We start from the raw sequence: 20,947 nt of genomic DNA, 5'->3' as shown, positions 1-20,947 counted from the left end.
ACCTCAGTGGACGGGGTGCATGGTGCGCTTGAGCCAGGGTGCGGCGGCGATGACGGCCACACCGGCCACCACCGCGATAGCGCCATTGACACCGAAGTAGGCGGGGTTGGAGACCTCGCCGTACAGCTTCACGATCTGGGCCTGGATGCCGTTGGCGAGGGCCAGCGAGAGGAACCAGAGCGCCATCGTCTGGCTGGCGAACGCCTTCGGGGCGAGCTTGGTGGTCGCGGACATGCCGGAGGTCTCCAGCAGGATGTCGCCGAGCCCGAGCAGCAGGTACGAGCCGACGATCCACCAGGCGGCCATCTTGTAGGTGTCCCCGGAGTGTCCCGAGGTGGGCAGGACCATCAGCAGGAACGAGAGCCCGCCGAGGATCACGCCGATCGCGATCTTGTTGGACGCGTGCGGCTGGCGGGGGCCCATCTTCGCCCAGACGGCGGCGACCACCGGGGCGAGCGCCACCTCGAAGGCGCCGAGCGCGGAGGCGTACCAGCTGGCCGGGAAGTGGAAGCCGAAGATCTCCGTGCGGGCGTTGGTCGACGCGAGCAGCATCATCGTCGAGTACGCCTGGAAGAGGATGAAGTTGAAGACGACGGAGGCCAGGAACAGCACCACGTACGGGCGCAGCCTCCCGCGCTCGTCCGCGGTGACCCGGGGGCTGCGGAACATCACTACGAAGTAGACGATCGGCGCGATCACGGAGATCAGTGTGAGCAGGTCGACGAACCGGTCCATGGTGAGCCAGCCGGCGAGGGCCAGCGCGGTGGCGAGGGCGGCGACGACGAGGACGCCGACGACGATGAGCCGGACCGCCCGGCGCATGGGTCCGGGGGCCAGTGCGAACTCGGCGGTGTTCTTACGCCCGGCCAGGTGACGGCGGCCCAGCACGTACTGGATCAGGCCGAGCGTCATACCGAACGCGGCTGCCGAGAAACCCCAGTGCCAGCTCGCGTGGTCACCGAGCCAGCCGGTGATCAGCGGGCCGAGGAACGCGCCGATGTTGATGGCCATGTAGTAGAGGGCGAAGCCGGCGTCACGGCGCTCGTCCTCGGTGCGGTAGAGCTTGCCGACCATGGTGGCGACATTGGGCTTGAGCAGACCCGTTCCGGCGCTGATCAGGCCCAGGCCGACCCAGGTCATGGCGTCGGTGGGCACTGCCATGGCGTAGTGCCCGATGGCGATGAGGATGCCGCCGTACAGAACGGCGCGGTACGAGCCGAGGATCCGGTCGGCCAGCCAGCCTCCGGCCACGGAGACCAGATAGACGAGCGTGCCGTAGGCGGCGGAGAGGGACGCGGCGGTGCCGGCCTCCATCCCCATGCCGCCGTTGGCAACGGTGTCGGCGAAGTAGAGGACCAGGATCGCCTGCATGCCGAGGAACGAGAACCGCTCCCAGACCTCCAGGCCGGACAGGGTCATCAGACCCCGTGGCTGGCCGAAGAAGGCGTGGTCGTCGCCCGGCGGCGGCTGGGCCGGTTCGGTGTCGGTAGCGGTGTGGGACAAAGGGACAACTCCTGATCGTATGAGCTGATCCCGAACATACCGGCGGTGGCGGGAAGGCGCCCACGGTGATCCAAAGGGGACCGGATACGCTGACTTGAGTGATGACAGCGACACATCGACATTCCGTGTGATCGTCAGCAGACAGGAGATCCCCTCGTGACCGTCGTCGGGCCGTTCGGACTGAGCGTGCGGGACCAGGCTCTTGAGGCCGGTGTCCAGGCCGGTTTGGCTGCTGTCGAGTCGGGGCTGCTCGATGCCACCAAGAGCGAGGTGCCCTTCATCACGGAGGCCGCCCAGCACCTGGTGCGCGCGGGCGGCAAGCGGTTCCGGCCCCTCCTGGCGATGCTGGCCGCCCAGTTCGGTGACGCCGACGCCCCGGGCGTGGTGCCCGCCGCCGTGGTCGTCGAGCTGACCCACCTCGCGACGCTGTACCACGACGACGTGATGGACGAGGCCGACGTGCGCCGCGGCGTCGACAGCGCCAATTCCCGCTGGGGCAACTCGGTGGCCGTGCTGACCGGCGACTTCCTCTTCGCGCGCGCGTCGCACATCCTGGCCGACCTCGGCCCCGAGGCCGTCCGCATCCAGGCCGAGGCGTTCGAGCGTCTGGTCACCGGCCAGATCCTGGAGACCGCCGGCCCGCGCGACGGGCGCGACCCGGTCGAGCACTACCTCGACGTGATGCGCGGCAAGACCGGCTCGCTGATCGCCGTCGCCTGCCGGTTCGGCGCGATGATGTCCGGCGCCGACGAGTCGGTGACCGACATCCTCACCCAGTACGGTGAGCGCCTCGGCGTCGCCTTCCAGCTCGCCGACGACGTCCTCGACATCGCCTCCGACTCCCACGAGTCCGGCAAGACCCCCGGCACCGACCTCCTCGAAGGCATCCCGACCCTGCCGGTCCTCCACCTGAGGGCGCAGGCCGCGGCCGACGGCAAGCCGGACGACCTGGAGCTCGTCGAGCTGCTGGACAGCGACCTGAACGAGCCGGGCCGGCTCGAGGAGGCACTGCGCCGGCTGCGCGCCCACCCGGCGCTTGACCAGGCACGACGCGACACGGTCCGGTACGCCCAGGAGGCGAGGGCCACCCTGGCGCCGCTGCCCTCGTGCTACGCCAAGGACGCCCTCGAAGAGATGTGCGACGCCGTGGTGCACCGCGCCGGCTGAGCGCCTTCCGCCGGAACCCCTACTGGTCGGTGGAGGAACCGCTCCTCGGCGTCATCCCGGAGAGGTACGCGGAGTTGCTCCCGCGGGCTGACGCCTTGAGCCGCCCGATTTGGTCAGATGGAGAACAACCACTCCTGACCAAAACGGGTGAGAATGGCGGCACGGAGTGGACGAGTGCATCCGGACGGAAGCCGCCGACCACGGAGGTAGGGCACACATGGCACCGAACGACAGCGCAGGCACCAACGGCACGGCAGCGCCCGGCACCAAGGGCGCCGTCGCGGGCCGCCGGAAGGCGGTGCGCTACATCGTCCCGGTCGCGGTGGCGGGAGTCGCGGCCGCGACGATCGGGCTGGTCCCGGCGCTCGCCAGCTCGGGAGACCCCGATCTGCCGAAGATCACCGCGCAGGAACTCATCGAGAAGATCGCCGCCTCGGACACGCAGCAGCTCTCCGGCACGGTGAAGATCAGCACCGACCTCGGCATCCCGTCGATGGGCGGTCTGGCCGGCTCCTTCGTCCCGGACGGCGCGGGCGAGGAGGGCTCGGCGAGTGCCGACCCGCAGACCAAGCTGACCGAGCTGGCCTCCGGCACGCACACCCTCCGGGTGGCCGCCGACGGCCCCGACAAGCAGCGGGTGTCGATCCTGGACCGGGCGTCCGAGTACAGCCTGATCCACAACGGGGACCAGGTCTGGGCGTACGACAGCAAGTCGAACGCGGTCTACCACGCCACCCAGAAGGCGGGCGAGGACCGGAAGAAGACGGAGAAGGGCGAGCGCGCCGTCCCGGAGGGCGTACCCACCACTCCAAAGGCCCTGGCCGAGCAGGCGCTGAAGGCCGCCGACGGCACCACGTCCGTCACGGTCGACGGCACCGCGCAGGTCGCCGGGCGCGACGCGTACCGGCTGGTCATCAAGCCCGAGCAGAGCGGCTCCACGATCGGCTCGATCACCGTCGCGGTGGACGCGGAGAACGGCGTACCGCTCAAGTTCACCCTGCAGCCCAGCAGCGGCGGCAAGGCGGCGATCGACGCCGGCTTCACCTCGGTCGACTTCGGGAAGCCCGACGCGTCCTCGTTCTCCTTCACCCCTCCCAAGGGCGCCGAGGTGACCGAGGCGGACGAGGCCGAGGGCCACGGGAAGGCCGAGGCCGAGAAGGCGAAGGGCGGCCTGAGCGCGTTCGAGGGGATGAACGTGATCGGCAAGGGCTGGAACACCATCGCCGAGATCAAGACCCCCGGCGGGGCGGCCCTCCCGTCGGCGGAGCCGGGCGACGTACCGGCCGAGGCGCAGCAGTTCCTGGACGCCCTCGGCGACAAGGTCACCGGAAAGTTCGGCTCGGGCACGGTCTTCAAGACGCGCCTGGTCAACGCTCTGATGACGGACGACGGCCGTGTCTACGTCGGTGCGGTCACCAAGGACGCGCTGGTGAAGGCTGCGGACAACGCCGGCTGACACACCGGCCGGTACACCTTTCGCCCCGCCCCGTCGTAGCCTCCGTACGGCGGGGCGGGTGCGATCCGCGGCCGCTGTCCGCACCGGCCGGTGTCCGCACCAGCCGCTGTCGGCACCAACCGCGTTTTCCGTACCCACCGCTTTCCGTACCCACCGCTTTCCGAATCAAGGGGAGTACGCATGACCGAGTCCGGGACCGTGAGCGGGCCCAGGGCCTGTCCGGCGGTGAGTGAGGCCGCGCCCGTGATCGAGACCCGGGGGCTGACCAAGCGCTACCGGGGTGGCCAGCTCGCCGTCGACGGTCTCGACCTCACCGTCCCGGGCGGCAGCGTCTTCGGCTTCCTCGGGCCCAACGGCTCCGGGAAGACCACCACGATCCGGATGCTGATGGGCCTGATCGATCCGACGTCAGGCACCGCGACCGTCCTCGGACACCCCATGCCGGGCGCGGCCCGCACCGTGCTGCCCCAGGTCGGGGCGCTGATCGAAGGTCCCGCGCTGTACGGGTTCCTGAGCGGCCGGGACAATCTCGTGCGCTACGACCGGGCCGACCCCACCGCCGATCCGCGCACCCGCAACGCCCGCGTCGGCGACGCCCTGGAGCGGGTCGGCCTCGCCGCCGCGGCCGGCAAGAAGGCGCGTGCCTACTCGCTGGGCATGAAGCAGCGCCTCGGCCTTGCCGCCGCCCTGCTCCGGCCCCGCAGGCTGCTCGTCCTGGACGAGCCGACCAACGGCCTGGACCCGCAGGGCATGCGGGAGATCCGCGCCCTGGTCCGGGAGCTGGCCGCCGAGGGCACCACGGTCTTCCTCTCCTCCCACCTCCTCGACGAGATCGAGCAGATCTGCACCCACGCGGCAGTCATGGCCCGGGGCCGGCTGATCACCCAGGGGCCCGTCGCCGACCTCGCCGCGGGCACCCTCGGCCGGCTCGCCGTCACCACTCCGGACCCGGCCGACGCCGCCCGCATCCTCAAGGAGCACGGGATCACCGGCATCACCCCGGACGGCGACCGGGTACGGGCCGACGCCCCGCCGGGCTCCGTCGAACTGGCGGACCTGAACGCCGCCCTGGTCCACGGCGGGGTCCGGGTCCGGTCCTTCGGCGTCGAACGGGCCTCGCTGGAAGACGCCTTCGTCGCACTCACCGGAGAGGGATTCGATGTCGCAGGCTGAACTCGCACCCGCCGAGGCCGCTCCGGTCCGGCGCAATCCGCTGTGGACCCTCGGCATCCTGCGCTCCGAACTGACCACCACGCTGCGCCGGTGGCGCACGATCGCCCTGCTCGGAGTGCTGGCCGCCGTCCCCGTACTGATCGGGATCGCGGTGCGCATCGAGACGGCGGACGGCTCGTCGGCCGGTCCCGGCGGAGGCGGGGGAGGGCCCGCGTTCCTCTCCCAGGTGACCAACAACGGCCTCTTCCTGGTCTTCGCCTCCCTCGCCGCGACCCTCCCGGTCTTCCTCCCCATGGCGGTGGGCGTCATCGCAGGGGACGCGGTCGCGGGCGAGGCCAACGCGGGAACGCTGCGCTATCTCCTGGTCGCGCCGGCCGGACGGACCCGGCTGCTCCTCGCCAAGTACGCCTCCACCCTGGCCTTCTGCCTGGTCGCGACCCTCGTCGTCGCGGCTTCCGCGCTGGCCGTGGGCGCGCTGCTCTTCCCCGTCGGCGAGGTCACGACGATCTCCGGGACCCGGATCGGCTTCGGCGAGGGGCTGCTCCGGGCGGGGCTCGTCGCGGTGGCGGTCGCGGCGTCACTGATCGGATTCGCGGCGCTCGGACTCTTCGTGTCGACCCTCACCAACAGCGGGATCGCGGCCATGGCGGCGACGGTCGGGGTGCTGATCACCGTGCAGATCGTGGACACCATCCCGCAGCTGAGCGGGATCCACCCGTATCTCTTCCCGCACTACTGGCTGTCCTTCTCGGACCTGATGCGCGCGCCTGTGTACTGGGACGAGGTACTGAAGAACCTGGAGCTGCAGGGGCTGTACGCGGCGGTGTTCGGCTCGGCGGCCTGGGCCAGGTTCACGGCGAAGGACATCACCGCGTGACGGGAGCGGCTCCGGCACCCGTACCGTCGGCCGGCGAGCCGTCCCCCGATCGGCTCGTCGCGGCACGAACGGCACGAACGGTGCGAAAGGTAAGGAACGAGCCGACACGGTACGTTCCGTTTCCCGCCTGAGTATTGTTCGGGTTTTGGCGACGGACTGTCAACAAGGATTGGCTCAAACAGACCTATGCTCACCGAATGATCACATCGCCGAGTTCGCTGCGCCGGAGTGAGAGCTCGCGCAGGGCGACGCTGGAGGCCGCCCTGGACCTCTGTACGGAGAAGGGGTACGGCCGCGTCACGGTCGAGGCCATCGCGGCGCGGGCCGGTGTCAGCAAGAAGACGATCTACCGGTGGTGGCCGTCGAAGAGTGCGGTACTGCTGGAGGCGTTCACGGAGGCGCTGGCCATCGCCACGCCGTTCGCCGACACCGGCGACATCGCCGAGGACCTCCGCGCCCATGTCGCGAGCGCGGTCGCGTTCCTAGCCGATCCGCCCTACGGCCCCGCCTACGCCGGAATACTCTCCGAGCTCCATCACGACGACGATCTGGCCGAAACGGTACGCACCCAGCTGATCGACCCCCGCTTCGAAGCGGCGGTCGAACGGCTGCGCAGCGCCCAGGACCAAGGCCAGATCCTGCCGGAAGCGGACCTGCGCCTCGCGGTGGAGATGCTGTACGGCCCGGTCTACTACCGCCATGTCCTGCGCAAGCCCATGCAGGACGAGGAGACGGTGGCGGCGCTGGTCGCCCACGTGCTGCGGTCGATGGGGGCCGTGGAAGCGCCGAAGCGCTGACGGGGCGACGGGCGGCCGGTTCGGACGGGGGCCGGGGGGTCAGCGGCCGAAGACCCGCTCCAGGACCACCGCGACTCCGTCGTCCTCGTGGGACAGCGTCACCTCGTCCGCGGCGGCCCGCAGGAGCGGATGGGCGTTTGCCATCGCCACTCCGTACCCGCAACTACGGAACATCGGCAGGTCGTTGGGCATGTCCCCGAAAGCGATCGCGGTGCCCGGATCTACCCCCAGGTACTCCCCGGCAAGCGCGATGCCGGCGCCCTTGTCGATTCCGTACGGCTGGAGTTCGACCGTCCCGGGCCCGGAGTGCGTCACGGTGGCCAGATCCCCGACGACCGCCTGTGCCGCGGCGGCGAGCGCGTCGTCGCCCAGCTCGGGGTGGCGGATGAGCACCTTGACGACCGGCGCCGCCCACAGCTCGTCCCGGTGCCGCGTGCGCTGCGCGGGCAGGGAGGCGTGCGGCAGCCGGTACCCCGGCTCGATCAGTGTCCGCCCGTCCGCCCCGTCCTGATCGACCGCCGCGAACACGGGCCCCACCTGCGCCTCTATCTTGCCGAGCGCCGCATCGGCCAGCTCCCGGTCCAGCGTGACCGCCCGCACGATGCGCCCCGCCCCGGCGTCGTACAACTGCGTACCCTGCCCGCACACGGCGAGCCCTTCGTACCCCAGCCGCGCCAGCAACTCCCGCACCCCCGGCACGGGCCGCCCGGTCACCACCAGGTGCCGTGCCCCGGCCGACGCGGCGAGACGGAGCGCGGCGCGGGAACGGGGGCTCACGGTGTCGTCGCGGCGCAGCAGAGTGCCGTCAAGGTCCGTGGCGACAAGGGCATATGCGGGCGGGAAGGGCATGGGGCAAGCCTAGGGGCTGTCCCTGGGGCGTCACGTTCTACTCGTCCGGGTCCCAGGCGCTGAGCTGGTCGAAGAGACGCTGATCGCCGTCGAGCTCCACGGAGTCGATCGGGATACGGCCGTGCAGGATGAGGGCGAGCTCGCCGGCCGTGCCCCGGGCCGAGAGGCCGGCCGCGTCCGGGCCGGCAGTGGTGGCCGGCCCGGTGCCGGACCCCGGAAGGCGGGTGGTCCGTGCGCCGTCGGCGGAGAGCGAGAGGCGCCAGGACCGGCCCTCGGAGGCGTGGAAGTCGACGGTAGCGGGCTTGTGCGGCCAGGCACTCGCCGTCGCGACGCAGGTGGACAGGAACTCGTCGACACCGTCGAGTGCCACCTCGGCCGACAGCGGCTGCGGGGCACCCACGGTGATCTGGGCGTCGTAGGTGTGCACCGCCATCTGCTGGAGCTGGTGCCGGGCCACGGCACCGGAGGTCTCCGGCGACTGCGACGTCCCCCACCACGTCCAGCAACCGCGATCCGGGCCGGCCTTCCGCAGTGCGTCCAGCAGTTGCTCCGTGGACTCCGCCAACCAGGCCAGCAGCGACTCGCGTTCCCGAGGCGCAACGGGGGCGCCCTCCGCTGCGGACTTGGCCGGAGCAGGACCTGCGGCGACGGTGGCGGCCCAGTCGCGGCGCCCCTCGCCGATGTGCTGCGCCAGATCGAACAGCGTCCACTCGGGGCAGGTCGGCACCTGCACGTCGAGGCTGGGTGCGGAGGCGACCGCGGCGCGGAAGGCGGTCGACCGTTCGTCGATCAGTCGCAGCAGAACGGGGAACTCAAGTGGCATTGTCACACCGCCTCTTCTACCACCGCGTCCCGGCAACGGGACAGCGGATATCCCACGTACGCACAGCCCGGGAAGTGCGATGTGCGGGAAGGGCGCGTGCTCTGGCTCGCCCTGGAGGCGGTCAGGCTGGGCACCGACGTCGTGAGTCACTGCACGCAGAACTCGTTGCCCTCCGGATCGCTCAGCACCGTCCACGTCCCGCCCGGCTCCGCCACCTTGCGGAGCACCTTCGCGCCCAGTCCCTCCAGCCGGGCCACTTCCGCGTCGCGGCGCTCCGGGCCCGCGTGCAGGTCGAGGTGGAGCCGGTTCTTCACCGTCTTGGGCTCCGGTACGCGCTGGAACAGCAGCCGCCGCCCCAGTCCCGTCCCGCTCTCCTCCTCGTAGGGGTCGTCCGGGTGCCGCACCGCGGCCAGGTCGAGCCAGGCCCGCCGCCCGTGCGCCGTCGTCGTGATCGCCTCCGGTACGGCTCCGAGGCCCAGGAGGCGTTCGACGAGGGGGCTGTTGTCCTCGATCTCGTAGCCGAGGGCCGCCGACCAGAAGCCGGCCTGGGCGTGCGGGTCGGCGGCGTCGACGACGACTTTCCACTCAAGAGTCATGGGGGACATTCTTGCCCGGAATGGTGGATTCCGGGGGCTGAACCGACACCAGGCGGGCGAACGCCACCACGTTCGACTGGTAGCCGCCCGCATCGGGGTCGTAGGCGCCGCCGCAGGTGAGGAGGCGGAGCTGGGCGTCCTTCGTCGGGCCGTAGACGCGGGTGCTGGGGAAGTCGCTCTTCTCGAACTCCTCGATCGCGTAGATGCGGAAGGTCGCGACGGTCCGGTCCGTCCGGCGCACGCCGACCGTCGCGCCGGGGCGCAGGGTGTCGAGCCCGGCGAAGGCGGCCGGGCCGGTCGGGGTGTCGACGTGGGCGACCACGACGGCGGTGCCGGGGGAGCCCGGTGTCACCCCGTCCCGGTACCAGCCGGCCAGATTGCGTTCCGCCGGGTCGGGGACGCCGAGCTTGCCCCGGGCGTCCAGGGTCAGGTCCACCAGGGGTGCGCTGACCCGGAGGCCGGGGATGTCGATGCGGAGGGGGCGGGAGGCGGGCGCGGGTGCCCCGTCCGATGCGACGGCGCCGGACCGGGGGGCTGCGGCGGGGATACCGGGCTCCGTCAGGGGGGAGCCCAGGAGCAGGACGAGTGCCGCCGCGGCGGCCGGGCTCAGCCCGGCCGCCGCGATCAGGCGCGGGAACGGCCGCCGTGAGGGCCGTTCCCGCTGGGTGCGGGCGCTCAACCGCGCCGGCGCCGGACCGTGCGGAGCCCGCCGAGAGCGGCGCCCGCCGCTGCCAGCAGCCCGGCCGCGGCGGCTGCCGCACCCATACCGGAGAGGCCGGTGGAGCCGCTGCCGGTCAGCGCGGTGGAACCGTCGCCCGCGTCGACCGGGCCGTTGGGCATCGAGCCGCCGCCGGTGCTTCCACCGGTGCTGCCGTGGCTGCCAGCGGGGCTCCCGCTGCTGCCGCCGTGGCTGCCGCCGCCGTTGCTGTGGCTGCCGCCGGTGCTGCCGCCACCCCAGTGTCCGTTCCCGTTGCCGTGACCGCCGCCGTGGCCGCCGCCGGACGGGGTCGGCTTGGGGTGGTGGGTGCGGGTGGGGCTGGGCGAGGGGCTGGGCTCCCCGACGTCGGCGGCCGTGATCCGGGTGCTCTCCGTCGCGGTCACGCCCGTGCGAATCGGTCCGTCGACGCCGGCGATGGTGACGGTCAGTTCGGTCGTCACGTCGAGCCGGCCCCTCGGTGCCCCCTCGGCGGCGGCGAGGGTGAACGCGGCGCCCGCCTTTCCACCGGGCTCCAGCGTGCCGCCCGCCCGGAGGTTGGTCCGCAGTTCGCCGGTGAGCGTCCCGTCCGGGTGTCCCGTCAGAGGGACCGTGGCGCCCTCGGACATGACGGTCAGCTGGTCCGCCCGGAGGCCGGACGGCCCCTTGAGGGTCAGACGAGTGCCGATGCCGGGGTACTCCGGTCCGTCGTCCGGATCGGTGTAGGAGGCGTCGGCCGGACGGGGGCCGTCCCCCGCCTCGATCTTCTCGGGGACGGTGAGCGCGGCCGTCGCGCGGCCGGTGACGGCGAAGTCCCAGGTGGTGCCCTTGGCGGTGATGTTGTCGACGAAGGTGTTGAGGCGGCCGTTCGCGTCGCCGAGCCGGCCGATGTTGGCGATCACCCCGTAAGCCCCCTCGCACTCCGCGATGAAGTGCGACAGCGGGGCGTCCCCGCCCGCCGGGACGCCGGCCACGGCGCGCGAGGTGCGCATCACCGAGTCGGCGGTGAACCGGTACTTCTGCCAGGTGTCCGGCTTCAGCGCCTCGCCCTGCTCGTCCGTGTTGTTGCCGGGTTCGAACGACAGGGTGGTGAATCCGCCGCAGGAAGCCGGGAGCTGGAGGTTGGCGCCGATGTTGGTGACGCTGGAGCCCTCGCTGGAGGTGTAGGCCCAGTACGAGATGCCCGCGTCCAGCAGCGGCTGCAGGGGCTCGGGCGTCCAGGTCGCGTTGAAGTAGTGGGCGGCCTGGGCCTGTTCACCGGGGCCGATGGCCAGGCGCAGGCTGCCGTTCAGATGGACCGGGTCGGGCTTCGGGGACACCTCTTGGATGCCGGGGTCCCGGTCGGGGGTCGTTTCCTGAAGCCGGAACCAGGGGCCCGTCGGGCCGAGGCCCGACGGGTGGACGGTCCGCACGGTGTCGTCCGCGCCTGCGGTGGGAGCGATGCCGCAGGCGAGGAGCGTCAGAGCGGACAGAGCGGCGGTGGCGGTCGCGGTGCGCAGGAGCGTGCGGGACGTTCCGGAGGTGCGCAAGGATCGGGTCATAAGTATGAGGAAAATATAAGCAGAGCGTTAGGCGTGGATTACCCACCGTGACGCGCTCAACCTCGCTCCAATGCCGCACCGTTCAGATAGGCACCGACCGCCTCCAGGTCCCCGGCCGGGGCGATCAGGCCCACGTGGTTGTCCGGGCGGACGAGGACCAGAACGGCCTCGTCCGGCCCGATGCCGTACGCCGAGCGGGCGTGGCCGCCGTCGTCGGCCAGGTCGTGCGGGCCGCCCGCGTCCACGCCGTACGCCCGCAGGTCGCCGTCGTGCGCCTCGGCCGCCTCCCGTAGGGCCTGCGCCGTGCCCGGGCCGAAGCCGAGCAGGGTGAAGTGCGGTCCGGTGAAGGCCTCGAACAGCCGGCGAGGGGTGCCGGTGGCCACGTCGCGGCAGGGCGCGTCCGGGGCGCGGTCTCCCGCGCGCAGCCGGTCGGTGCCGCCGCAGGTGGCCAGGGAGCTCCAGCGGTAGCCGTCCGCCAGGCCGTAGGTCTGCGGGGTGATGGCCGAGTCCAGGCCGCCGCCCGGCTTCTTGATCGCCTCCATCGTGGCCCGCAGCCGCTCCGAGGTGAAGTCCAGGGTCCGGGCGGCGATCGGCAGCCGCTCCTCCTCGTACGTGTCGAGCAGGTCCGGCAGGGCCCGGCCGGAGGCGACCCGGGCGAGCTTCCAGCCGAGGTTGTACGCGTCCTGGATGCCGGTGTTCATCCCCAGCCCGCCCGCGACGGCGTGCACATGGGCGGCGTCGCCGGCCAGGAGCACCCGGCCCACCCGGTAGCGGTCCACCATGCGCTCGTTGACCCGGTAGGTGGAGAGCAGGGTGGCCCGGGTGAGGAGCTCGCCGGGCAGCCGGGTGTGCTTGGCGAAGAGCCGCCGGAAGCTTTCCGGCGACGGGGGTACGGGGCCGCCGGAGGCGTCCGTCTCGGGGCCGGCCTGGAACCACCAGCCCGACCGGGTGCCGGGGATCGGGCAGAGCATCACGCCGCCGTCCTCGTCGAACCACTGGTGCCAGACGCCGCGGTCGGGGCCCTCCACCTCGACGTCGCCGCAGACCATCACCTGCTCCTCGTCCGTCTTTCCCTCGAACGTGAGGCCGAGCAGCTTGCGCACCGCGCTGTGGCCGCCGTCGCAGCCCACCACGTACCGGGCTACGAGCTCCCGGCCGCCGGTCAGGGTGGCCGTCACGGAGTCCTCGTCCTGGACCAGCCCCATGAGTTCGGTGCCGAGGCCGACCTGTACGCCGTACTCCGCGAGCCGGGCGCGCAGGATCTCCTCCAGCCCCCACTGGGCGATCAGCCAGGGCCGGTCGTAGGGGGCGTCCGGTGCCGGGCGCCCGGCCGCGAACGGGTCGGCGTCGGCGATCACCCGGCCGCCCCGGTACTTGCGCATCGGCAGCGGCGCCGATCCGGCGGACAGCACCTCCTCGACGACGCCGAGGTCCTCCAGGACCTCCAGTGAGCGCGGATTGGGGCCCTTGGCCCGGGAACTGCGAGGGAACTGAGGGGTCTTGTCGATGATCGTCACGTCGACGGCCCGGCGGGCGAGATCGATGGCCAGGGTCAGTCCGGTCGGCCCGGAGCCGACGATCAGCACCGTGGTCGGGGATGCGGGCATGCGTACTCCTCGGTTGCGCGTCCGTGGATGACAAGAGAAACGCAACCGAGTCAAAAAAGCAACTAGGTAATAATTCGTGTGGGGGTGGGAGTCTCCACCTCGGCCGGGGCGGCCTGCTTCGCCGCTGCCAGCCGTGCCGTCTGTGCCTGGGCCCGCGTGTGCCGCGACGTCCGCAGTGCGTCCCAGGTCAGCAGGGTGAGCGCCAGCCAGACCAGCCCGAAACCGGCCCATCGCTCAGGGGGCATCGCCTCGTGGAAGTACACGATTCCGAGAATGAACTGGAAGACCGGCGCCAGGTACTGCAACAGGCCGAGCGTGGAGAGCGGCACGCGGATCGCGGCCGCCCCGAACAGGATCAGCGGGATGGCCGTCACCAGGCCCGTCGCGGCCAGCAGTGCCGCGTGGCCGGCGCCCTCGGAGGTGAACGTCGACTCGCCCTGCAGGCCCAGCCACACCAAGTAGCCGAGCGCGGGCACGAACAGCACGGCGGTCTCGGCGGTGAGCGACTCCAGGCCGCCCATGTTGACCTTCTTCTTCACCAGGCCGTACGTCGCGAAGGAGAACGCCAGGACCAGCGAGATCCACGGCGGCTGTCCGTAGCCGATGGCCAGCACGAGCACAGCCGCCACGCCGGTGCCGACCGCCACCCACTGTGCGGGGCGCAGCCGTTCGCCGAGGAGCAGGACGCCCATGGCGATGGTGACCAGTGGGTTGATGAAGTAGCCGAGGGAGGCCTCGACGACGTGCCCGTTGTTCACGGACCAGATGTACAGGCCCCAGTTGACGGTGATCACGGCCGCGGCGACGGTGATCAGCGCCAGCTTCCGCGGCTGCCGCACCAGTTCACCGATCCAGGACCAGCGGCGCAGGGCCAGCAGCGCGATGCCGACGACGCCCAGGGACCAGGCCATGCGGTGGGCCAGGATCTCGACCGCGCCGGACGGCTTGAGCAGGGGCCAGAAGAGCGGGACGACCCCCCACAGGCCGTAGGCCGTGACGCCGGAAAGGAGTCCGGCCCGCTCTTCGTTCTTTCCCTTCACGGGCCCCTCCTGGCAGGTGTCGGTCGACGACTCCGTCAACCTGACGAAGGTAGCGCCGACGGGGCCCGGTGTCATTGCCGTATCGCCAGACGGTCATGACACCGGGCCCGGGGTGCCGTGGGGTGCTTCCTGTCGTGTGCTGCCTACTGGGCGGCCACCGCGGCGGCGACGGTGTCGGCGAGCGGCGTCGTCGGGCGGCCGATCAGCCGGGCCAGGTCGCCGCCGGTGTGGGCCAGCAGCCCGCGCCGGACCGCCTCGTCCACGTCGGTGAGGATCGCCGCGAAGGACTCGGGCACGCCGGCGCCGACCAGGATCTCCTGGTGCACGGCGGCCGGGACGTCGTTGTGGACGACCTCCTTGCCGGAGGCCCTGGAGACCTCCGCGGCGTACTCCGCGAACGACCAGGCGACGTCCCCGCTCAGCTCGTAGACCGCGTCCAGGTGGCCCTCGCCGGTCAGGACGGCGGCGGCCGCGGCGGCGTAGTCGGCGCGGGTGGCGGAGGCGACCCTGCCCTTGCCGGCGTTGGCCACGACGGCGCCGTGGGCCAGGACCGGGGCGAGGTTCGCGGTGTAGTTCTCCGTGTACCAGCCGTTGCGCAGGAACGTGTACGGCAGGCCGGAGTCGAGGATCAGCTGCTCGGTCACCTTGTGCTCGGCCGCCAGCTGGAAGTCGGCGTCGGGGCCGCCCAGGACGCCGGTGTACGCGAACTGGGCCACGCCCGCCGCCTTGGCCGCGTCGATGACCGCGGTGTGCTGCGGGACGCGGCTGCCGACCTCGTTGCCGGAGATGAGCAGCACCCGGTCGCCGGCCCGGAAGGCGCCGGCCAGCGTCTCGGGGCGGTTGTAGTCGGCGATCCGGAGCTCCACGCCGCGGGCCGCGAGACCGGCGGCCTTCTCCTTGTCGCGCACGACGGCGGCGATCTCGCCCGCGGGGACGGTGGTCAGCAGCTGCTCGACGACAAGGCGGCCGAGCTCTCCGGTGGCTCCGGTGACGACGATGCTCATGGGGTGTTTCTCCTCTTCAGGTACTTATGTTCCTGTTCATGTGTTCTGGTACTCACCTTAGAGGTGGCGCTAACCAAACGAAAGTACCCACTTTGAAGTAAGGTACTGGCATGAGCGTAAGCAACCTGGAGCGACGGCCCGATGTGCGGGAGCCGATGTGCCCGTCCCGGCTGGTCCTCGAACACGTCACCAGCCGCTGGGGTGTCCTCGTGCTCGCCGCCCTGCTGGAGCGCTCGTACCGCTTCAGCGAACTGCGCCGCGCGGTCGGCGGCGTCAGCGAGAAGATGCTGGCGCAGACCCTCCAGACCCTGGAGCGCGACGGCTTCGTGGACCGGGACGCCAAGCCGGTGATCCCGCCGCGCGTGGACTACACCCTCACCGGCCTGGGCCGGGAGGCCGCGGAGCAGGTGTGGGCCCTGGCGCGCTGGTCGGAGCGGAGTCTGGACGCGGTGGACACGGCGCGCGCGGCGTACGACGCGCGCAAGGAGAGCCGTACCGCCTGAGTCGACGCGGCCACGGGAGCCGGTCGTCCGGCCGGGCGGTCAGGCCGTCCCGTGCGGGTGCCGCTCCTCCAGCGCCCGCAGCTCCCGCGAGACGTCGAAGGGCAGGATGGTCACGACTACGTGCGGCAGCCGGGTCAGCGTCTTCGCCATCTTCTCGCCCGTGCCCCGGTGCAGCATCTTGCCGAGCGGATTGCTGTACGTACGCCGGGGCACCAGGACCGTCAGCCAGGTGTCCCCGTCCTCGGTGGTGCGGTACGCGAGCTCCTTCATCGCATGGCGCAGCCGCCGGTCCGGGCAGTCCACCACCGTCAGCGCCACCGAGGTCGCGGCCGTCGCCTCCCAGCGGGAGGCCAGCCGCCTCGCGTGAGCCTCGTCGATCGAGAAGTGCACCGCCCGGATCTCGTCGGGGCGCAGCTCATGGGCGTACCGCAGGGCCTTCAGCGTTGCCAGGTCGAGCGTCTCGACGAGGACCATGACCAGATGGCGGCGGAACGCCGCCCGGTCCGCGCCCGGCGCCTGGATGCCCTGGAGCACGGTGGCCTCGCGCCGGTACTCGCGGTTGATCCGCATCAGTGCCCACACCCCGAGCGGGAAGACCACCACGACCAGCCAGGCGCCCTCGGTGAACTTGGTGACGGCGAAGATCAGCACGACGCCGGCCGAGGTGACCGCGGCGATGCCGTTGAGCGCGATCTTCCACCTGCGGTACCGCTCCCGGCGCCGCAGGTGGTAGACGGTGAGGCCCGCCCCCGCCATGGTGAACGCGGTGAACACACCGATCGCGTACAGCGCCACCAGCTTGTCCACGCTGGCGCCGGTCGCCAGCAGCAGCGCCAGTGAGACGACGGTCAGCGCGATGATGCCGTTGGAGAACGCGAGGCGGTGCCCGCGCCGGGTCAGCACCCGCGGCAGGAACCGGTCCTCGGCCACGAAGCTGGCCAGGTGGGGGAAGCCGGTGAACGGAGTGTTTGCCCCCGTGTAGAGGACCAGCGCGGTCGCCAGCTGCACGAAGACCAGCCCGGCCGTGCCGAGGACCCCGCCGCCGAAGGCGAGATGGGCCTCCTGCGCGATGACGGTCGGTGTGCCGTCGGTGTACGGGACGGCATGGGTGTAGTGCGCCAGCGTGGAGACGCCGAGCACCAGGACGCCGAGGATCACGCTCATGGTGAGGAGGGTCCGGCGGGCGTTGCGGCCCTGGGGCTCGCGGAACGCGGAGATGCCGTTGGAGATGGCTTCGAGCCCGGTGAGCGACGAGCCGCCGTTGGCGAACGCGCGCAGCACGATGAAGAGCGAGGCGCCGTAGAGCCAGCCGTCGCCCGGGGAGCCGAGCGGCACGACCCCGGCGGCGTGCAGATCGGCGTGCGGCAGCCCGCCGGTCAGACCGCGCAACGCGGCGGCGATCATGATCAGGCCGACGGCGGCCATGAAGAGATAGGCGGGCAGCGCGAAGAGGCGTCCCGCCTCACGGGCCCCGCGCAGATTCCCGTACGCGAGGATCACGATCACGGCGACGGAGACCGGGAGCTGGAGATGGTCCAGGCCGGTGAAGCCGCCCCCGGCCAGATGGGCGAGCGAGATGAGCGCGTTCGTACCGGCCGAGACCTGTACGGCGACCGTGACGATGTAGTCGACGAGCAGCGCCACTGCGGCGATCTGTGCGATGTTCGGCCCGAAGTTCTCCCGGGCGACGACGTACGAGCCGCCGGCCCGCGTGTAGATCGTCACCACATCGCTGTAACAGAGCGTCAGCAGCAGCAGGACCAGGAGGATCGCGAAGGTCACCGGCATGAGCAGTGTGAACGCGGCGGCGCCCACGACGGGCACGAGGACCCGGAGCATCTCCTCGGAGCCGTACGCGGACGAGCTGATGCAGTCGGAGGCGAGCACCCCGAGCGCCGTCCGGTTGTTCAGCTTCTCCTCGCTGATGTGCTCGGTGGTCAGCGGTTTGCCGAGCAGCTGTCGTTTGATGCGGTACGCCGGACGGTCCAGGGCCATGGCCACATGGTGCGCGGCGGCCGACCGGTGCCCGGTCGGGCGCCGCCGGACACTCCGGAAGACAGCCCGTTCGCCAATGCGGTGCGGCCCCCGGGAATCGAAGCCGATCCCGGGGGCCGCACCGCATGGCCCGTACGAAGGGTCCTAGCCGACGACCGTCCAGTTGTCGTTGCCCGCGAGCAGGGCGCCGAGGTCGCCCTTGCCCTGCTGCTCGATCGCGGTGTCGAGCTGGTCGGCCATGAGGGTGTCGTAGACCGGCCGTTCGACGCTGCGCAGCACCCCGATCGGGGTGTGGTGCAGCGTGTCCGGGTCGGCCAGCCTGCTGAGCGCGAAGGCGGTGGTCGGAGACGCGGCGTGCGCGTCGTGGACGAGGATCTGCGACCGGTTCTCCTCGGTGACGGCGACCACCTTCAGATCACCTGTCAGCGAGTCCCGTACGACGCCCTTGGAGTCGTCCGTGCCGAAGAGGATCGGCTGCCCGTGCTCCAGGCGGATCACCGCCTCCTGGGCCCGGTCCTTGTCCTTCAGGACCTCGAACGCGCCGTCGTTGAAGATGTTGCAGTTCTGGTAGATCTCCACCAGCGCCGTGCCGGGGTGGTCGGCCGCCGCGCGCAGCACGCTCGTGAGGTGCTTGCGGTCGGAGTCGACGGTACGGGCGACGAACGAGGCCTCCGCGCCGATGGCGAGGGACACCGGGTTGAAGGGCGCGTCGAGCGAACCCATCGGCGTCGACTTGGTGATCTTTCCGACCTCGGAGGTGGGGGAGTACTGCCCCTTCGTGAGCCCGTAGATCCGGTTGTTGAACAGCAGGATCTTCAGGTTCACATTGCGGCGCAGCGCGTGGATGAGGTGGTTGCCGCCGATGGACAGAGCGTCGCCGTCACCGGTGACCACCCAGACGGACAGGTCCCGCCGGGAGGAGGCGAGTCCGGTGGCGATGGCCGGGGCGCGGCCGTGGATCGAGTGCATCCCGTAGGTGTTCATGTAGTACGGGAAACGGGAGGAGCAGCCGATGCCGGAGACGAAGACGATGTTCTCCTTCGCCAGTCCGAGCTCGGGCATGAAGCCCTGCACGGCGGCGAGGACCGCGTAGTCACCGCAGCCGGGGCACCAGCGCACTTCCTGGTCGGACTTGAAGTCCTTCATGGACTGCTTGGCCTCGGTCTTCGGCACCAGCTGGAGGAGTTCGTTGGTCTCAGGCATCGATGGCCTCCTGGAGGGCCGTCGCAAGCTGCTCGGCCTTGAACGGCATGCCGTTGACCTGGTTGTAACTGTGCGCGTCCACCAGGTACTTGGCCCGGATGAGCATGGCCAGCTGCCCGAGGTTCATCTCGGGGACGACCACCTTGTCGTAACGCTTCAGCACCTCGCCGAGATTCCGCGGGAACGGATTGAGGTGACGCAGATGCGCCTGCGCGATCGGGTGTCCGGCGGCGCGCAGCCGTCGGACGGCGGCGGTGATCGGGCCGTATGTCGATCCCCAGCCGAGCACCAGGGTCTTCGCCCCCGCCGGGTCGTCGACCTCCAGATCCGGGACCTCGATGCCGTCCACCTTGGCCTGGCGGGTGCGGACCATGAAGTCGTGGTTGGCGGGGTCGTAGGAGATGTTGCCGGTGCCGTCCTGCTTCTCGATGCCGCCGATACGGTGTTCGAGACCGGGCGTGCCCGGGACGGCCCAGGGGCGGGCCAGGGTCTGCGGGTCGCGCTTGTAAGGCCAGAAGACCTCGGTGCCGTCGGCCAGTTCGTGGTTCGGGCCGCCGGCGAACTGGACGCGCAGGTCCGGGAGGCTGTCGGTCTCGGGGATGCGCCAGGGCTCCGAGCCGTTGGCCAGGTAGCCGTCGGAGAGCAGGAAGACCGGGGTGCGGTAGGTCAGGGCGATCCGGGCGGCTTCGAGCGCCGCGTCGAAGCAGTCCGCCGGGGTCTTCGGGGCCACGATCGGCACCGGGGCCTCGCCGTTGCGCCCGTACATGGCCTGGAGCAGGTCGGCCTGTTCGGTCTTGGTGGGCAGCCCGGTGGAGGGGCCGCCGCGCTGGATGTCGATGATGAGGAGGGGGAGTTCGAGGGAGACCGCGAGGCCGATGGTCTCCGACTTCAGGGCCACCCCGGGCCCGGACGTCGTCGTCACCCCGAGCGCACCGCCGAAGGCGGCGCCCAGTGCGGCGCCGATGCCCGCGATCTCGTCCTCGGCCTGGAAGGTGCGGACGCCGAAGTTCTTGTGCCTGCTGAGCTCGTGCAGGATGTCGGAGGCCGGGGTGATGGGGTACGAGCCCAGATAGACCGGCAGGTCCGCCTGCCGGCCCGCGGCGATCAGACCGTAGGACAGGGCGAGGTTCCCCGAGATGTTGCGGTAGGTGCCGGTGGGGAAGGCCTGGGTGGCCGGTGCCACCTCGTAGCTGACCGCGAAGTCCTCGGTGGTCTCCCCGAAGTTCCAGCCGGCCCGGAACGCCGCCACGTTCGCCTCGGCGATCTGCGGCTTCTTGGCGAACTTGGCCCGCAGGAACGTCTCGGTGCCCGCGGTGGGCCGGTGGTACATCCAGGAGAGCAGTCCGAGCGCGAACATGTTCTTGGAGCGCTCGGCCTCCTTCCGGGAGAGTCCGAACTCCTTCAGAGCCTCGATGGTGAGCGTGGTCAGCGGCACCGGATGGACGTTGAACGCCTCCAGCGAGCCGTCCTCCAGCGGGCTGGATTCGTACCCCACCTTCGCCATCGGCCGCTTGGTGAACTCATCGGTGTTGACGATGATCTCGGCGCCGCGCGGTACATCGGCGATGTTGGCTTTGAGCGCGGCCGGGTTCATCGCCACAAGGACGTTCGGCGCGTCGCCCGGGGTCAGGATGTCGTGGTCGGCGAAGTGGAGCTGGAACGAGGACACGCCCGGCAGGGTTCCTGCGGGGGCGCGGATCTCGGCGGGGAAGTTCGGCAGCGTGGAGAGGTCGTTCCCGAAGGAAGCGGTCTCCGAGGTGAACCGGTCACCCGTGAGCTGCATACCGTCTCCGGAGTCACCCGCGAAACGGATGATCACCCGGTCCAGGCGGCGGATTTCCTTCTCGCCGGTGCCTGCTGTTGCGGACTGGGGGGCACGCTGTCCCCCTACGAGTGCCTCACTGGCCTCGTCGGCCTGTTCGGCTGGGCTACTGACCTGGCTGGTCACTTACTGGACCTCCCTCGGCGCGGCGGCTCGGAACCATCCGGCCCGCCGGCGGTCCCAGCCCCACCCTACGTCTGTAAGGGTCGCCTTCCTCTGGCCGATCACATATTGGACGGCTTTTTGAGACGCTTTTCGGTGCTGTTCCGCCATGATTCACCAGCCGCCCGGATCCTC

General features: G+C 71.0%; 18 protein-coding genes. 6 read left to right on the top strand and 12 right to left on the bottom strand.

All coding sequences use genetic code 11. The features are described from left to right. Nucleotides 1-3: 3 nt before the first annotated feature. Nucleotides 4-1,503 (bottom strand): peptide MFS transporter, encoded by a 1,500-nt coding sequence (locus ACIOEW_RS12305; protein ID WP_362550039.1) that lies wholly within the window; start codon nt 1,501-1,503, stop codon nt 4-6. Between the two features lie 156 nt (nt 1,504-1,659). On the opposite strand from ACIOEW_RS12305, the gene ACIOEW_RS12300 reads away from it, so the two are divergent. From ACIOEW_RS12300 to ACIOEW_RS12280, 5 genes are all read left to right on the top strand, one after another. After that, nucleotides 1,660-2,670 (top strand): polyprenyl synthetase family protein, encoded by a 1,011-nt coding sequence (locus tag ACIOEW_RS12300; protein WP_362550036.1) that lies wholly within the window; start codon nt 1,660-1,662, stop codon nt 2,668-2,670. A gap of 217 nt (nt 2,671-2,887) precedes the next feature. After that, nucleotides 2,888-4,126, top strand: a complete 1,239-nt coding sequence (locus ACIOEW_RS12295) for a DUF2092 domain-containing protein (RefSeq protein ID WP_362550033.1) — start codon at nt 2,888-2,890, stop codon at nt 4,124-4,126. 180 nt (nt 4,127-4,306) lie between these two features. Beyond that, nucleotides 4,307-5,299, top strand: a complete 993-nt coding sequence (locus ACIOEW_RS12290) for an ATP-binding cassette domain-containing protein (RefSeq protein ID WP_401963518.1) — start codon at nt 4,307-4,309, stop codon at nt 5,297-5,299. Beyond that, entirely contained in the window at nt 5,286-6,176 is an 891-nt protein-coding gene (locus ACIOEW_RS12285) for an ABC transporter permease (RefSeq protein WP_401963516.1), read from the top strand. Before ACIOEW_RS12290 ends, ACIOEW_RS12285 begins: the two co-directional genes overlap by 14 nt. A gap of 197 nt (nt 6,177-6,373) precedes the next feature. Next, nucleotides 6,374-6,973 (top strand): TetR/AcrR family transcriptional regulator, encoded by a 600-nt coding sequence (locus ACIOEW_RS12280; RefSeq protein WP_401963514.1) that lies wholly within the window; start codon nt 6,374-6,376, stop codon nt 6,971-6,973. Between the two features lie 39 nt (nt 6,974-7,012). On the opposite strand, the gene ACIOEW_RS12275 is transcribed toward ACIOEW_RS12280, so the two are convergent. From ACIOEW_RS12275 to ACIOEW_RS12240, 8 genes are all read right to left on the bottom strand, one after another. Next, entirely contained in the window at nt 7,013-7,822 is an 810-nt protein-coding gene (locus ACIOEW_RS12275; RefSeq protein WP_401963512.1) for an HAD family hydrolase, read from the bottom strand. A 37-nt stretch (nt 7,823-7,859) separates the two neighbouring features. Further along, nucleotides 7,860-8,645 carry a maleylpyruvate isomerase family mycothiol-dependent enzyme gene (locus ACIOEW_RS12270; protein ID WP_401963868.1) on the bottom strand — a complete coding sequence of 262 codons (786 nt, stop codon included), beginning with the start codon at nt 8,643-8,645 and terminating at the stop codon, nt 7,860-7,862. Nucleotides 8,646-8,791: 146 nt separating this feature from the next. After that, the gene (locus ACIOEW_RS12265; RefSeq protein ID WP_362550018.1) at nt 8,792-9,250 is read right to left on the bottom strand and encodes a VOC family protein; all 459 of its coding nucleotides are present in this window, start codon (nt 9,248-9,250) and stop codon (nt 8,792-8,794) included. Beyond that, complete coding sequence (locus ACIOEW_RS12260) at nt 9,231-9,920, bottom strand: class F sortase (RefSeq protein WP_401963510.1); 690 nt, start codon at nt 9,918-9,920, stop codon at nt 9,231-9,233. The genes ACIOEW_RS12265 and ACIOEW_RS12260 overlap by 20 nt, the downstream gene beginning before the upstream one ends. Further along, nucleotides 9,917-11,476: a hypothetical protein gene (locus ACIOEW_RS12255; RefSeq protein WP_401963508.1), complete on the bottom strand. Its 1,560-nt coding sequence runs from the start codon at nt 11,474-11,476 to the stop codon at nt 9,917-9,919. The genes ACIOEW_RS12260 and ACIOEW_RS12255 overlap by 4 nt, the downstream gene beginning before the upstream one ends. Nucleotides 11,477-11,532: 56 nt before the next feature. Continuing rightward, a complete protein-coding gene (locus ACIOEW_RS12250; protein WP_401963507.1) occupies nt 11,533-13,083 on the bottom strand; it encodes an FAD-dependent monooxygenase in 1,551 nt (516 codons plus the stop codon). Between the two features lie 62 nt (nt 13,084-13,145). Further along, entirely contained in the window at nt 13,146-14,123 is a 978-nt protein-coding gene (gene rarD, locus ACIOEW_RS12245; protein WP_401963505.1) for an EamA family transporter RarD, read from the bottom strand. A gap of 143 nt (nt 14,124-14,266) precedes the next feature. Further along, nucleotides 14,267-15,127, bottom strand: coding sequence for an SDR family oxidoreductase (locus ACIOEW_RS12240; RefSeq protein WP_401963504.1), 861 nt, complete (start codon nt 15,125-15,127; stop codon nt 14,267-14,269). A gap of 110 nt (nt 15,128-15,237) precedes the next feature. Between ACIOEW_RS12240 and ACIOEW_RS12235 the strand changes: the two genes are divergently transcribed. Beyond that, nucleotides 15,238-15,630 (top strand): winged helix-turn-helix transcriptional regulator, encoded by a 393-nt coding sequence (locus tag ACIOEW_RS12235; protein ID WP_401963503.1) that lies wholly within the window; start codon nt 15,238-15,240, stop codon nt 15,628-15,630. Between the two features lie 39 nt (nt 15,631-15,669). Here the strand turns inward: ACIOEW_RS12235 and ACIOEW_RS12230 are convergent, their stop codons facing one another. The 3 genes from ACIOEW_RS12230 to ACIOEW_RS12220 form a co-directional block, all read right to left on the bottom strand. Next, on the bottom strand, nt 15,670-17,625 hold the full coding sequence (locus ACIOEW_RS12230) for an APC family permease (protein ID WP_401963502.1): 1,956 nt from the start codon (nt 17,623-17,625) through the stop codon (nt 15,670-15,672). A gap of 144 nt (nt 17,626-17,769) precedes the next feature. Further along, a complete protein-coding gene (locus tag ACIOEW_RS12225; RefSeq protein ID WP_401963500.1) occupies nt 17,770-18,828 on the bottom strand; it encodes a 2-oxoacid:ferredoxin oxidoreductase subunit beta in 1,059 nt (352 codons plus the stop codon). Further along, nucleotides 18,821-20,776, bottom strand: a complete 1,956-nt coding sequence (locus tag ACIOEW_RS12220) for a 2-oxoacid:acceptor oxidoreductase subunit alpha (RefSeq protein WP_401963498.1) — start codon at nt 20,774-20,776, stop codon at nt 18,821-18,823. The genes ACIOEW_RS12225 and ACIOEW_RS12220 overlap by 8 nt, the downstream gene beginning before the upstream one ends. Nucleotides 20,777-20,947: the final 171 nt, after the last annotated feature.

The sequence above is a fragment of the Streptomyces sp. NPDC087901 genome (assembly GCF_044742205.1).
In the GTDB taxonomy this organism is placed as follows: Bacteria; Actinomycetota; Actinomycetes; order Streptomycetales; family Streptomycetaceae; genus Streptomyces.
The sequence above is the reverse complement of the archived record's forward strand: the minus strand, read 5'-3'. Positions and strand labels throughout refer to the sequence as shown.

Bases quoted from the DNA above. Each gene is read 5' to 3' on its own strand.
- ACIOEW_RS12295 (WP_362550033.1), top strand. From the start codon at position 2,888: ATGGCACCGAACGACAGCGCAGGCACCAACGGCACGGCAGCGCCCGGC.
- ACIOEW_RS12250 (WP_401963507.1), bottom strand. From the start codon at position 13,083: ATGCCCGCATCCCCGACCACGGTGCTGATCGTCGGCTCCGGGCCGACC.
- ACIOEW_RS12275 (WP_401963512.1), bottom strand. From the start codon at position 7,822: ATGCCCTTCCCGCCCGCATATGCCCTTGTCGCCACGGACCTTGACGGC.
- ACIOEW_RS12285 (WP_401963516.1), top strand. From the start codon at position 5,286: ATGTCGCAGGCTGAACTCGCACCCGCCGAGGCCGCTCCGGTCCGGCGC.
- ACIOEW_RS12230 (WP_401963502.1), bottom strand. From the start codon at position 17,625: ATGGCCCTGGACCGTCCGGCGTACCGCATCAAACGACAGCTGCTCGGC.
- ACIOEW_RS12225 (WP_401963500.1), bottom strand. From the start codon at position 18,828: ATGCCTGAGACCAACGAACTCCTCCAGCTGGTGCCGAAGACCGAGGCC.
- ACIOEW_RS12290 (WP_401963518.1), top strand. From the start codon at position 4,307: ATGACCGAGTCCGGGACCGTGAGCGGGCCCAGGGCCTGTCCGGCGGTG.
- ACIOEW_RS12270 (WP_401963868.1), bottom strand. From the start codon at position 8,645: ATGCCACTTGAGTTCCCCGTTCTGCTGCGACTGATCGACGAACGGTCG.
- ACIOEW_RS12240 (WP_401963504.1), bottom strand. From the start codon at position 15,127: ATGAGCATCGTCGTCACCGGAGCCACCGGAGAGCTCGGCCGCCTTGTC.
- ACIOEW_RS12255 (WP_401963508.1), bottom strand. From the start codon at position 11,476: ATGACCCGATCCTTGCGCACCTCCGGAACGTCCCGCACGCTCCTGCGC.
- ACIOEW_RS12280 (WP_401963514.1), top strand. From the start codon at position 6,374: ATGATCACATCGCCGAGTTCGCTGCGCCGGAGTGAGAGCTCGCGCAGG.
- ACIOEW_RS12265 (WP_362550018.1), bottom strand. From the start codon at position 9,250: ATGTCCCCCATGACTCTTGAGTGGAAAGTCGTCGTCGACGCCGCCGAC.
- ACIOEW_RS12235 (WP_401963503.1), top strand. From the start codon at position 15,238: ATGAGCGTAAGCAACCTGGAGCGACGGCCCGATGTGCGGGAGCCGATG.